Genomic DNA, 13,551 nt, shown 5'->3' with positions numbered 1-13,551 from the left:
CGCTGACCCGCAGAAGCGACTCCCATTAGAATCACCTCTGCGGGTTAGCCTTTTGTATAAGCTAGACCCCTGATTTACTATAATATTCTTCCAACATAATATGTTTTTTATAGATAGTAGTCGCTATTTTAACTCCAACATAACGGAAATGCCATGGTTCAAATTCATACTTCGTTATCTTCTCTTTTCCTTTCGGATACCGCAATATAAATCCATATTCGTGGGCATGTTTGGCAAGCCATATTCCCTCTTTGGTTTTAGCGAACTTTTCTACGGTATGGTATTGTACACTTGCAGCAGTAATGTCGATTGCAAGTCCGGTTTGATGCTCACTTGTTCCCGGAAATGCTACAGCCATTTCTGCCTTTTTGCGGCCATATTGTGCCACTTCTCTTTTAAAGAGGGCATCCTGTGTTTCATAAGAACGAAATCCAGATGCCCCGTAGAGCGTTATTTTTTGTGCGGCCGCTGCCTTGAACATTTTCTCTAATGCGGTTGCAGCCGGTTTTCTTAATAATGCCTTTTCAAGATTCTGATTACCGAATAGAAATTTTACCTTTGGCCGTTTCAAATCTTTTGGACGGTAGCCTTTTGGCAAAGCATTTGTTTTATTCACCATCACAGTCATGGAAGTGGGATTTCCAACAGTGTGGATGGCGTTTGTTTTTGTAGTTTTAGTTACTGTAAATACTTCTAAATTTATCTTTTTATCCGGAATGGTAATCACTCTAGATATCTTTGACTCACTGACAGCATTTGATTGAACACTGCACCCCATCATTAGGAGGGTACAGCTAATGAAAATAACGCCTAGCTTTTTCACCTCCCAATCCCCTTTTTTTCCAGTCACTCTTTAAGACGCATTGATGCGTTAAAAAGTTACAAAAAGAATATCGCAACTTTCGACATTCTTGGAGTCGAATAGATACTATTAAAGAAGCTGCAAAATGGCAGTCATATTTTAGTCAACTGCTAAATTTTAATGCTGATAATTACGATTAGGGGATACCATTTTTTAGGTTTCCCTCGTTCTTGTGTGCCTTTACTTTTTAACTACATAGTGTAGTTCAACAAATTGATTGAAGTTCCTTACACCTTTCAATGAGAGGTTTAATTGGTAACCTCCCTCTTTAAACAGAGGAATTCCTGATCCAAGTAAAATTGGAGCAACCTTAATGATGAATTCATCAACCAATTTAACTTTTATAAAAGAATGTAACAATTCTCTCCCGCCAACAACCCAAATGTTTCTCCCTTCTTGATTTATAAGTTTATTGGTGAAACTAATCGCATCTTCATTAACAAATTTTACATCCTCCTTATCATCAAGAGGAGAACTTGTAAATACATAACACTCTTTGTGTTTATATGGGAGTTCTTTTATACCTTGTTTCATTACCCAATCATAGGTCCTTTTACCAAATAAAATCGTGTCTACCGTTTCATAAAATTCAGAATAACCGTTGTCTCCTTCACCGTCTACTTTAAAAAGCCAATCAAGAGATTCATCTTTTGTAGCTATATACCCGTCTAAACTTGTTGAAATAAATAGTACTAATTTTCGTTTATTCCCCATAGTATCTCCCCTCTGTTTTAGAAAGAATATTCCATTATTCCATTGGCTGAATAAGAACTACACGTTTTGATAGTAGTAAACGTGCATAGGTGTCAGTCATTTCCAATACACACCATCTTAGCATAAGCTCAGTAATATGTTACTTTGTGCTTTCATTACTGCGACTATCTAGGAACCAAAACCAAGGGTAAATGTCGAAATATTTTGTGGCACACCTTTTATCCGAGAATGAAAGTTACTGATTTTGAATACGGGTCAAGCCTTATAATAACTTGCTTTTCATCAATTTTTTCATATATAAACAATATTTTTAACAGAGCGTAATCAAAAAAAGACTGCTGACAGCAATCTTTTTCTTGAGGTTTAAATCTCTTGCATTTCAGGAAGTTTTCCAATGTATTGCGATTCTGGTCTGAATAAGACATTATGTTCTGCCTGTTCTAATATATGTGCAGTCCAGCCAACCACCCTACTTGCTGTAAAGGTTGGTGTAAAAAGCTCGTCATCCATAGCAATAGAACGCATAACAGCGGCAGCAAAAAATTCTACATTCGTATAAAGTTTCCTGCCTGGTTTATATTCCTCTAATAAACGAATAGCAGTTTCCTCGACATGTAATGCTAACGCAAGCCAAGGATCATTTTTTCCGACTTCTAATGCCTTTTCCCTTAGAGCTATTGCTCTCGGGTCCTTTGTTTTATATACTCGATGACCAAATCCCATGATACGATCACCATGTTCCAATTTGTTGCGCAACCAGTTTTCTGCATTTTCCTTTTTGCCAATTTCATTCAACATTTTAGTTACGTCTGATGGAGCCCCGCCATGTAGCGGCCCTTTCATGGTTCCAATTGCCGATGTTATTGCAGAGGCCATATCGGATTCAGTAGAAGCTGTAACCCTTGCAGAAAAAGTGGATGCATTCATACCGTGCTCTAATGTTAATATCATATAGGTTTCCAATGCTTTTACATGTACCTCTGATGGTCTTTCTCCTGTCAGCATATACAAGTAATTCTCAACATGACCATATTCCGAATTTGGTTTAATTGGCTCTAACCCATTCTTTTTACGTTTCCAATAAGCAATAATTGTCGGCATAATAGCCGTCAGCTTGATTGCTTGTTCAATGGTCGGTTTCCAGTTGTAGCTTTCATCCCCCATTGCAGAAATCGCTGTTCTCAAGACTCCCATTAGTTCCATATTGTTCGGAAGGTGTTGAATAATGGTTTCTATATAAGGAGGCAGTTCTCTATTCTTTTTCAACTGTTGATCTAATTGGTTCGCTTCTTCGGATGATGGCAATTTTCCATGCCATAGTAAATAGGCTGCCTCTACGAAATTGTAATGGATGGCAATTTCCCTCGCCTCATAACCTCTGTATACTAAATGTCCCTTTTCCCCATTAATATAACTAATCGCTGTCTCAGCAGCAATAACCCCTTTTAATCCATGTTGAATCATTTTCATTCCCACCTTCGTATTTATACATTTATTTTACGTGGTATAATTGATAAAAAAAATTAAATTATTTTTATCAATTCAATTAATAATTATAATTAGGAGCTGAAAGCATGGATCTAAAATGGATTCGCACATTTATTGCTGCAGCCAAGTATGAGAACTTTCGAAAAACAGCTGAAGAGCTCTTTATATCACAGCCAACTGTCACGGTTCAAATAAAGCTGCTAGAAGAAGAAATCGGGAGTGCATTGTTTCAGCGTGATGGCAGAAAAGTTATCTTAACAGAGGATGGAAGGAGATTCCTACCATATGCGCAAAGGCTTCTAGGAGTTTATGAATCTGGAATGTCCGATTTAAATCGATTTCGGCAAGGATTTAATCAAAAGCTTACATTATCCATTTCCCCTCTGATAGCAGAGACGATTATGCCATTTGTTTTAAAACGCTATATGACCTTACACCCAGAAATTGAAATTAATGTGCAAGTGGCAGATTCTGAATTTATTGCAGACGCCGTTTTAAACGGTGACGTTGATTTAGGGCTGTCAAATCAGCATACGAAGAATTCAGATTTGATATGCCGTCCTTTGTACGATGATCCTGTTGTTTTAATAGTCCCTCATGATGGAAAAGACAGTGAGACTGCTCCGCCATTGGATGCAGAGGAGCTACTTCAAAAAAATTACCTAATAACACACAACCATCCCGAATATTGGGATCAGTTACTTCGTTCCGTTCGTGCAGTTGTGCCTGAATTACGAACCATGGCTGTTTCTCAAGTTAATGTAACAAAACGTTTTATTATTGAAGGTTTAGGCATCTCATTTTTGCCGTCCTCTACGGTCCGCAGGGAGTTATTAGAAGGGAGACTACTGGAGGCACCATGCCATTTTATCAACATGCCAGTTTCAAAAACCTATGCTGTATTAAAATACGAGCATCCAAAAGAAATGAAATTCCTCGAGTTCTTAGGGCAGTTCCGTTTCTAGTCCCAAATCAAATGTTCAAAAAATTTATTTTACTGTATAATAGGGAAAGATGATGCAAGAACAGAAGGAAGATACGGATGATTAAAAATATCATTGAATTTAAACGCAACCAGCTTTATGAAACCATCGGACTTGTAGGATTATCTGCGGAAGAAACCCTTACCATTAGTCAGGAATTAGAGCGGTTTATGAATTATCATGCTAAAATAAACGGTACACTTCATAACATGCAAACAAATCAGGCAAAAATTCATGTTAATGTCTTACTTAATATTTTTCAGCTAATATCAGATGAAAAGCTTAATCTCCCATTTGAATTAAATAAACAAGTATTAAAAAAAGCTCAATGGATTAACTTTGACTTTGCCCATACTCTGTTACACGCAATGGTAGAATACTATGGCCCGGAAATAGAAGAATTTATTGGGGAATCTACCCCTATACATGCTGTTTTTCCAAAAGAAATTCAAAGCGTTCATGAAGCTTTAAAGCATCTAGACTTTATTTTTCACCTAAATCATAAAAGCCCCGACTATATCGGCGAATATTTACCTTTTATGGACATTAAAAATGAAGCCGTCTTATTTTGCCATACTCCGAATTATTCTTCTGCTTTCAACCATGGACTTATCCAAGGGCTATCAAAGAAATTTAATCAATCTTTGAACGTGAAGATACTCGATAAAAGCAATGGAGGACAGTTTAAAATTGTAGGCTGAAGCTCAGGTACTTGGAACCTGAGCCTTTTAGTTTCCAATCCAAAACCGTCTAACCACATTCCCGTCTTCTTCTACAAATCTATCATCTTCTACACCGCCATTGTTTATAATGGTCTTCGCGGATCCAATATTACTTTCATCACATGTTACAAGAACTTTGGAAATTCCCAGTTCCTTTGCTTTTTCCAATGATAAGGCGAGCAGTTTCGTTGCATATCCTTTCCTTCTTTCCGATGAACGAATCCCATAGCCAATATGACCACCTGTATTCAACAGCTTTTCTGTTAAGCTATGGCGAATATTTACTGCACCTATTACTCTACTATCTTCATGAACAAGCCAGTAAGTAGAGTCCGGCACCCAATTTTCTGGAATATTTTCACCTTTTTCAGCATCTAATAAGGATCGGACCATCGCTTCGAAATCACTCGGGTCTTTGCTAATCACCCAAGGCACCATATCTTCACCGCTATCTAACCACTCCTGATAGAAAGATAGATACTCTTTTCTTAACCTAGTAGTTGGCCTAACCAGTCTTACTTCACTTTCCATGTTCATGCCCTCCCATATATAAATTGAAACTAGTTTACCATACAGAAATATGGATGAATATAGAAAATTAATTGTGGGTAAGAATTCCGGTTATTTTACTAGGCAGATTTAGAGTACCGTTAAGCCATTCCTTAAAGGAAAAAGTCAACGGATTACTTTTGCCTCCAATACTAACCATGACTGATAGATCCAGTGGGGAATAAAGAACTGTGTGAAGGGTGCCAAAATAATCTTTATAATCTTGGAAGAATAAAGGGGAATGATGATGATTAAAACGATAAAATACTTCTTCGGGTAAGAGATCCTCCTTTATTAATGTTTGTAAATATCTCTTTCGTTCGATTGACTTTTGAATATATTCTTGATTTTTACATTGCAAGGTGTTCGTTTCAAAATGGTTAGTACAAGCAATAGCTGAAGATGGACTCACCTCCTGATGCTGTGGAGAAGCTTCCATAATGACGCTGTGTCCATGTATATCGGTAAGTGAATAATTATAGCAATATCCGTGAGGAATCTTCCGCAAAAGGTCAATGGCTTCTGAGGTAGTTTTACATTGGTCTAAAACCATTCTAACGATTGTGGTTGCAAGAAACCCCGGTTGCTTATGCTCTTGATTTACAAAATGCAGACCAATAACAAGCCCTTTTTCATTCATACCATCCAACCTGCCAATTATTTGCTGACTAAATCCTACACTCGCAAACCCCGTAGCAGGCTGTACAAACACAAGTCTTGCATCATATAAATCCGGACTAAAATCATAATTGCGTACATAATACGAATCCTTCACTAAGGTAGAACAACCCATGTTAGGAAAAGGCACATCGTAACCGCTAAATGTACTTATAACTGTAGTAAGCGGCAAACCTGTTCCCTCCGCTAAGCCTTCCAGTTCCTCCAATAGATGCGGCGAAAATTTTTTCAAAAGGTATTCAGCTGTATTAATGGTATCTTTGTCTAGCATTATTTGCGGCGTAATATTCAATATTTCTTGACCCTGTTTTAAACCAATTTGATAAAAGCTTCCCCTTAAATCTAATACGTTTACGACTAATTCCTGTATTTGACTCATCTACTTCCCTCCTCTTTTAACTGAATGACAGGTAATAATATATCAACATTTTGTAGCAGCTACCCTTCTAATATAGAACGAATTGGAACAAAATTATATTCTAAATGCGAAATGATAGCCCTTCTTTATCTGAGAAATTTCGAATGTGAATGGCATTGCAATCATAGGCATGAAGGCATATGCTCTATCAAATCCATTTTGAGAACTATATTTTCCGGCACACCGAATCCTACTAATGCTTTGAACTTTCTTGTTAAATACTTTCAATAGCCGATTTTTATTAATACCATTTGCTCCTCTAATTCTTCTTTTCTCTTCAGAGAAGAGCTTCCAAATCTCCCAATGGCCGATTCCTCCCTAAACCAAATAATTTTTTGCAGCTTCTTTTTCTATAGAATATATTTGTTCCTTGAAAAAGCTGTTTCTAGATAACGAATACCGGTATTTAGAATTTACTTCTTCAACGTTGTTAGCCATCATGATTCTGTTTCCAGTAGATATTGCTGAATATCCTTGATCCGAATACAAGCTAGTCTGAATCTAACGGTTTCTATATCATTCTGAGATTAATAGCGATAATCGTTTATCTCATCCCTTTTCAGATGATTCATAACATCGCAAGCTCCTTTTGGAGAAAGCATCGATTGACATCCATTCCATCACATCCCCTTTTATCATAAGTTACACCTTAAAGCTCCTTGAGGGTCAAGGGGAAATTTAATCAATCCCAATCATCAAAATAAAGATGATATACTCGTCCTTTTGTTGTGCCTGAATGCGGAAGGTTCATTTCCATTAAAAGCTTACGAGTAGTCGACTCAGATGTAATTTGTAGGAATGTTCTTGCCTCCAGATTAGTAATGGTAGGTTGAAACAAAAGACAGTAGTCCTTTAAGCTCGCAATATAAGCAATTTTCGAGAACATCTTGCATTTCGGACAGTACCACTTCCTTCCTTTTCTATCTAGCGGTATAAAGAAGCATTCAGGACAATGAACTCCCGTTGAAATTTCAGATTTTACTATATTATATTGGTGAAGAACATTAATATGTTTAGGAATATGGTGTCTTATTAATAGCTTGGAGAGTTTACGGAGTTCTTTTTTAGTTAATTTTTCTTCTTTATGTTTTTGACTTAAAGCATTCATTTTAGCTATGAAATTAGCGCTTCGAATAACTGTATGTTTATAGCTAGAGCTATTGGGTGTGAATTGAATAAAGGATGAAGGGTTTGTCATGACCACTAATGTTTCAATCGGAATTGGTTGAAACTTTCTTTGTTCGAGCCACTTAATTAGTTGGAACCTCTGGTGGTTAACTTGTAGTACTGGATCGGAGTAAATCTCTACTTCTTCATTGTTCTCTCTGATTAATTGACTAGAATCTTTATCAAAGATGACTTTTCCAGAAATATGTTTTATTTCAAGAATGAGAAAAAATGCTGGGGAAAGAATGAAAATATCCATTTGAAAATGATGTTGATCACCTTGCAGTCTAAGATGATGAAAAATGAGGTAATAATCTTTGGGGAGAAACGATAAATAATACTCCATTGATTGCTCACCTTTAAATCCTGCCAGCCTTTTTGACAAATCCTTCTCCATTTGTGTTCGTTTTTGATGACTTTTGTGCAACCTTCTTAATAATGCCTGCAAAGCTGATATCTCGGCTTCTATTTTCTTTGCTTTTACAATCAAAATATCACTCCCTTTTGGTTTTTATAGGTAATTTCTCTTCTCAGATGTAAAAATCCTGCATATAAAAAAATAATTCAGCTACTTTTAGACATAATTCAGCCGTTTTCGATAATAATTCGGCCAATTTATATCATAATTCAGCCAAAAATAGCAACAATTCAGCCAAACGTAAATAACCCCTTTTTTTTAAAAAAAGGGGCAAACCAACATCTACAAAACGTTAAAATACCTTGCCTCCGGATGAGCAAATACAATAGCTGTCACCGATGCCTCTGGTTCCATCATAAATCCTTCTGTTAATTGCAAGCCAATCTTCTCTGGCTGTAATAATCGGAATAATTTTGCTTGGTCCTCTAAATTTGGGCATGCTGGGTACCCGAACGAAAAGCGCTGCCCTTGGTATTTTGCCGCAAAACGCTGCTGCATCGTAAAATCTGGTGCATCTGGAAATCCCCATTGGTCGCGCAGAAGCTGGTGAACTCTTTCAGCAAATCCTTCCGCCAGCTCTAGTGCCAATGCTTGCAATGCATGACTTTGTAAGTAATCACCTTGCCTTTTCAACGCAGATGCAAATTCACGAATGTTTTTACCGGCCGTAACAGCAAACATACCGACATAATCCATTTCGCCGCTATCCATTGATTTCAAGTAATCAGCCAGGCATAGGTACGGTGCCTGTTCTTGACGCGGAAAGATAAATCTCTCAATTTCCTTACCAGGATTCTCAGGATCATATATTATTACATCATTTCCGTCGGACTGGGCTGGAAAGAAACGATATATGGCAGAAGGCTCTATCAAGCGATCCGATTTTGCACGCATCAACAATTCATCTACCTGCTCTTTCAATTTTATAGCCTTTTCATCCTGTTCTGCTAAAAGCCTTGCCACTCTCCCCTTCAGACCCAAATGGTGACCAAGAAGCATTTGCATATTCACATAAGGCTCAATATGTGCTACTGAATAATTTCGTAAAATATGCTCCTTTAAGTCAGTAGGCACGAATACAGGAACATCCTTTGAAATTGGTGAACCAACCGCTAGTTTTCGTTCTTGCCTAATCAGCTTTTGCTGAATTTCCGCCTGTTTTACTTGCCGCTCCCTTTGTTCCTCCCATAAAGCCTCACGTTCTCCCGTATCCAATACACGATTCGCTAAAGATAATCCATCCATTGCGTCCTTTGCATATACAACAAGACCATTATATTCAGGCACAATTTTATTGATGGTAAATTTCCTCGAAAGTGCTGCTCCGCCAACTAAAATGGGAAGGTCAATGCCAGCTTCTCGTAAATCTTGTGCAGTTAGAACCATTTGTTGTGCGGATTTCACAAGCAACCCGGACAACCCAACCACATCCGGCTTTTCCCTTCTGACAGCTGCAATTAAATCAGCCGGCGCCACTTTAATCCCTAGGTCGACGACTTTAAAGCCGTTATTGGATAAGATAATATCGACGAGGTTTTTCCCGATATCATGAACATCTCCTTTAACCGTTGCGAGCAGCACTTTCCCCTTCGAACTTGATTCCACGCTTTTCTCCATAAAGGGCTCTAAGAAAGATACAGATGTTTTCATCACTTCTGCACTTTGTAACACCTCCGCAACGATCAGCTGATTATCATTAAAGAGCCTGCCAACTTCGGACATTCCATCCATCAATGGACCATTAATTATTGCCAAAGGGGATGGATATTCTGCTAGCGCCTGCTTGAGATCATCCAGCAATCCCTCTTTCGTTCCCTCCACCACATAATTAGCCAGCCGTTCCGCTAGACTTAGAGTTTGAGCAGCTACTTTCTTCTCTTTCTGTTTCCCGCGGTAAAACTCTGTAAAAACCGCTAACGCTTCATCGCTCGTCTCAAATAATAGCCGTTCGGCCATCTGAACCTCTTCCACTGGTATTGAGGCAAAACGCTCCAGCTTTTCGGTATTTACAATTGCATAATCCAAACCAGCTTTTGTACAGTGATATAAGAAAACTGAGTTCAAGACCTCGCGTCCTGCAGGAGGCAATCCAAACGAGACATTGCTGACTCCTAGAATCGTTTGACACTCAGGAAGCCTTTCTTTAATCAAGCGAATTCCATCCACGGTTTCCTTTGCTGCGCGAAAATACTGCTCATCCCCTGTACCGGCTGGAAAAACAAGCGGATCAAAAATAATATCACTTGGCTGAACCCCATATTTGCGGACAAGCAAATCATGGGAACGCAAGGCAATCTCTAATTTCCGCTCCGCAGTTACCCCCATCCCCACCTCGTCGATTGTTCCAACCACTACTGCTCCGCCGAATTGATGAAGAAGAGGGGTTACTTTTTCAAATCGTTCTTCCCCATTTTCAAGATTAATAGAGTTAATAATATTTTTTCCTTGGCAGTAGGTAAAGGCTTTTTCGATTACTGCTTCATCCGTGGAATCGATCATCAACGGAACTTTTACCTTTTTCACCACCTGTTGGATAAATTGTTCCATGTCCTCGATTTCTTCTCGGTCCGGATCTGCTAAACAAATATCTATGATATGGGCACCATTTTTCACCTGAGAACGTGCTATCTCACTTGCTTCCTCGTACTTTCCTTCTGCAATCAGTCCTTTAAATTTCCGTGATCCAATCACATTCGTTCTTTCTCCTACAAAAAGTGGTCGGACGCTTTGATCTTCATAAATAAAGGGCTCAATTCCGGATACGGCGTGTGGGTGCGCTTTATTTGGAATTCTAGGAGCTACATCCTTTAATGCCTCCTTCAGCGCTTTAATATGCTCTGGTGTCGTCCCACAGCAGCCGCCGGCAATATTCAACCAGCCCTTCTCTGCAAATCCGCGGATTTTGGCAGAAAGCATTTCTGGTGATTCATGATAATGACCTTCTTCATCCGGAAGTCCCGCATTCGGATAACAACTAACAGCAGTCGTCGCTAAGCTAGCCAAAGCACGAATATGATCAGACATAAATTCAGGACCAGTTGCACAGTTCAATCCGACCGCTACAGGGTTCATATGTTCCACGGAAATATAAAACGCTTCAATGCTTTGCCCAGCTAGTGTCGTACCCATCGGCTCAATCGTACCGGAAATCATTAACGGTACCTTCACACCGACATCTTCAAAAGCAGCACAAATCCCTAAATATGCAGCTTTTACGTTTAATAAATCCTGGGACGTTTCTAGTAAAAGAACATCTACACCCCCACGTAACAATCCTTTCGTTTGCTCCAAGTAAGCATGCTTCAACTGATCAAAAGTCGCGCCACCTGTAACGGATAATGTCTTTGTGGTCGGTCCCATTGAACCAGCAACAAACCGTGGCCATTCTTCTGTAGAAAACTCATCTGCTGCTTGTTTCGCCAATTGGGCGGCCTGTAAATTTATTTCCTCCGCTAAATGCCCAAGACCGTATTCATCCAGAACAATATTAGTCGCACCGAATGTATTTGTCTCAATAATATCAGCGCCTGCCTGCAAATACGCACGATGAATATCAGTAATAACACGAGGAGATGTTAGCGATAAGTACTCATTACATCCCTCATACTCCTCACCGCCAAAGTCTTCCGCCTCCAACTGCTTTCCTTGAATCATGGTACCCATCGCACCATCCAATATAAGAATTTTTCGTTCCAGTTGCTGTTCAAATAACGTTCGTGCCATGGACAAGCTTCTCCTTTGCGTGTACATAATTTACACAATCGACTGTTAAATCATAACGAGTAAATGGTGTAATCAAATAAATTCCCTTAAAGTATTTCAAGGCAGTATCAACCAAGGATTTTGAAATGGCTATACTTTCTCTTGTTGCCTGAATGGGGTCATCCTGGACTCTTTCCATCACCCTTAGAATTTGCTCAGTTAATGTAATACCAGGAACCTCATGGTGAAGGAAACTTGCGTTGCGATAGCTTGTTAATGGCATGATGCCAATATAAATTGGTACTTTCATATGTTTGGTAGATTCATAGACCTCTTCCATTTGTTTCTCATTAAAAAGCGGCTGGGTAATGAAGTAATCTGCCCCACTTTGAACCTTCTTCTCCAAACGGGAAACAGCTCTATCTAAATTACGTACATTTGGATTAAATGCTGCGGCTACAGAAAAGGAGGTTTTCCTGCCTAACGTTTTTCCGGAATAGGAAATTCCTTCGTTAAACTGTTTCATCATTGAAATCAGATTCATAGAAGACAGATCATAGACAGAGGTTGCCCCTGGGAAGTCACCAATTTTTGAAGGATCTCCTGTCACTGCCAAAACCTGATTAATTCCCAATGCGTCAAGCCCCATTAAATGTGACTGGAGCCCGATTAGGTTTCGGTCCCGGCAGGTAATATGAACAAGCGGGCGTATGCCGTGCTGTTCCTTTAAAATGGTAGCCATTGCAGTATTGCTAATACGCGGTGAGGCTAATGAATTATCGGCCATTGTTAGTGCATCAATGCCTGCTTCTTTCAATCGGTTAGCCCCAGTAAAAAAGGATTCTGTTTGTAAATGCTTAGGAGTATCCAGCTCTACAATGATAGAGGTCCGTTCTTTAACAATTTGATGAAGTGGAGGTTCTTTATCGATTCGGGACGCGAGTACTTCTACCGTTGGTCGCACAGGCTTCACTTGTTTTTCTGTCACAGGCTGTAGTCCGCGAACTCCTTCCGCAATGGCCTTAATATGTTCAGGTGTCGTACCGCAACAGCCCCCTATCAGCCTCACTCCTTGTTCTACGAGCCGTACAGAACAGCTTCTAAAGTACTCTGCATTTTTTGTAAAAACATATCTGCCATCCTCATAATCTAGCAAGCTTGCATTCGGATATGCGGATAAAAATGACCTGTTCGGCAATGGTATTTGTTCAAAGGATTGGATCATATGATGTGGACCTAATCGACAATTCAATCCAACAATATCCGCTCCAAGTTCCTCTAATCGCTGCAATCCATCCTTAACAAAGGACCCATTTTGCAAAACTTCCGGTTCTAACAAAGAAAATTGCGCAATAACTGGTACATTCGCTTCATCCTTTGCAATCTCCACAACGGCAAAGAGCTCCTCTGCATCATAATAGGTCTCCAGCAATATCCCATCTATCCCTTCATGAAGAAGATGAAAAAGCTGTTCCCGGAAGCTCCGCTTAATTTCAGCCAGCGTAATGTCCGCCTTTCGAAAACCGCGGTACCCACCCATGGAACCGAGTATATAAGTACCTTTGTTTGCTGCCTGCTTCGCAATTCGCACTGCCTCTATATTGATAGCTTTTACCTGCTCCTCCAATCCGTATTGACTTAATTTATAATAATTGGCGCCATAAGTATTGGTCTGAATAACCTGTGCCCCCGCTTGAATATAAGCTTGATGAATATTATAGATATCATCGCTATGAGATAAATTAAATTCTTCATAGCATGTATCTTTTCCGTACGAGTAAAGAAGCGTTCCCATTGCACCATCGGCAACTAATATCGAGTCTTTTAGCCTATCTAGTAAATTCATGCAA

Annotated in this window: 10 protein-coding genes; 2 read left to right on the top strand and 8 right to left on the bottom strand. The window is 39.2% G+C overall.

Annotated elements, in window-relative coordinates; genetic code table 11:
- Positions 1-61: 61 nt before the first annotated feature.
- From CWO92_RS17325 to CWO92_RS17315, 3 genes are all read right to left on the bottom strand, one after another.
- Positions 62-823, bottom strand: a complete 762-nt coding sequence (locus CWO92_RS17325; protein WP_158175516.1) for a M15 family metallopeptidase — start codon at positions 821-823, stop codon at positions 62-64.
- Between the two features lie 219 nt (positions 824-1,042).
- Positions 1,043-1,576: a dihydrofolate reductase family protein gene (locus CWO92_RS17320; protein ID WP_101355467.1), complete on the bottom strand. Its 534-nt coding sequence runs from the start codon at positions 1,574-1,576 to the stop codon at positions 1,043-1,045.
- A 363-nt stretch (positions 1,577-1,939) separates the two neighbouring features.
- On the bottom strand, positions 1,940-3,040 hold the full coding sequence (locus tag CWO92_RS17315) for a citrate synthase/methylcitrate synthase (protein WP_101355466.1): 1,101 nt from the start codon (positions 3,038-3,040) through the stop codon (positions 1,940-1,942).
- Positions 3,041-3,150: 110 nt separating this feature from the next.
- Here CWO92_RS17315 and CWO92_RS17310 point away from each other — a divergent pair, with 110 nt between their 5' ends.
- Both CWO92_RS17310 and CWO92_RS17305 read left to right on the top strand, forming a co-directional pair.
- On the top strand, positions 3,151-4,029 hold the full coding sequence (locus CWO92_RS17310; protein ID WP_101355465.1) for a LysR family transcriptional regulator: 879 nt from the start codon (positions 3,151-3,153) through the stop codon (positions 4,027-4,029).
- A gap of 77 nt (positions 4,030-4,106) precedes the next feature.
- The gene (locus tag CWO92_RS17305; RefSeq protein ID WP_101355464.1) at positions 4,107-4,748 is read left to right on the top strand and encodes a Spo0E family sporulation regulatory protein-aspartic acid phosphatase; all 642 of its coding nucleotides are present in this window, start codon (positions 4,107-4,109) and stop codon (positions 4,746-4,748) included.
- Positions 4,749-4,775: 27 nt separating this feature from the next.
- Here the strand turns inward: CWO92_RS17305 and CWO92_RS17300 are convergent, their stop codons facing one another.
- The 5 genes from CWO92_RS17300 to CWO92_RS17280 form a co-directional block, all read right to left on the bottom strand.
- A complete protein-coding gene (locus CWO92_RS17300; RefSeq protein WP_101355463.1) occupies positions 4,776-5,300 on the bottom strand; it encodes a GNAT family N-acetyltransferase in 525 nt (174 codons plus the stop codon).
- Positions 5,301-5,367: 67 nt separating this feature from the next.
- Positions 5,368-6,375: a C45 family autoproteolytic acyltransferase/hydrolase gene (locus CWO92_RS17295; RefSeq protein ID WP_101355462.1), complete on the bottom strand. Its 1,008-nt coding sequence runs from the start codon at positions 6,373-6,375 to the stop codon at positions 5,368-5,370.
- 721 nt (positions 6,376-7,096) lie between these two features.
- Entirely contained in the window at positions 7,097-8,071 is a 975-nt protein-coding gene (locus CWO92_RS17290; protein ID WP_101355461.1) for a nuclease-related domain-containing protein, read from the bottom strand.
- 210 nt (positions 8,072-8,281) lie between these two features.
- Positions 8,282-11,722 carry a methionine synthase gene (gene metH, locus CWO92_RS17285; RefSeq protein WP_101355460.1) on the bottom strand — a complete coding sequence of 1,147 codons (3,441 nt, stop codon included), beginning with the start codon at positions 11,720-11,722 and terminating at the stop codon, positions 8,282-8,284.
- Entirely contained in the window at positions 11,703-13,547 is a 1,845-nt protein-coding gene (locus CWO92_RS17280) for a bifunctional homocysteine S-methyltransferase/methylenetetrahydrofolate reductase (protein WP_101355459.1), read from the bottom strand. Before CWO92_RS17280 ends, metH begins: the two co-directional genes overlap by 20 nt.
- Positions 13,548-13,551 lie beyond the last annotated feature (4 nt).

The organism is Heyndrickxia camelliae, from assembly GCF_002844575.1.
GTDB classification, from domain to species: domain Bacteria; phylum Bacillota; class Bacilli; order Bacillales; family Bacillaceae_C; genus Margalitia; species Margalitia camelliae.
The sequence above is the reverse complement of the archived record's forward strand: the minus strand, read 5'-3'. Positions and strand labels throughout refer to the sequence as shown.

Coding starts and splice junctions, on each gene's coding strand:
- CWO92_RS17320 (WP_101355467.1), bottom strand. CDS start 1,576: ATGGGGAATAAACGAAAATTAGTACTATTTATTTCAACAAGTTTAGAC.
- CWO92_RS17315 (WP_101355466.1), bottom strand. CDS start 3,040: ATGATTCAACATGGATTAAAAGGGGTTATTGCTGCTGAGACAGCGATT.
- CWO92_RS17310 (WP_101355465.1), top strand. CDS start 3,151: ATGGATCTAAAATGGATTCGCACATTTATTGCTGCAGCCAAGTATGAG.
- CWO92_RS17305 (WP_101355464.1), top strand. CDS start 4,107: ATGATTAAAAATATCATTGAATTTAAACGCAACCAGCTTTATGAAACC.
- CWO92_RS17300 (WP_101355463.1), bottom strand. CDS start 5,300: ATGGAAAGTGAAGTAAGACTGGTTAGGCCAACTACTAGGTTAAGAAAA.
- CWO92_RS17295 (WP_101355462.1), bottom strand. CDS start 6,375: ATGAGTCAAATACAGGAATTAGTCGTAAACGTATTAGATTTAAGGGGA.
- metH (WP_101355460.1), bottom strand. CDS start 11,722: ATGGCACGAACGTTATTTGAACAGCAACTGGAACGAAAAATTCTTATA.
- CWO92_RS17280 (WP_101355459.1), bottom strand. CDS start 13,547: ATGAATTTACTAGATAGGCTAAAAGACTCGATATTAGTTGCCGATGGT.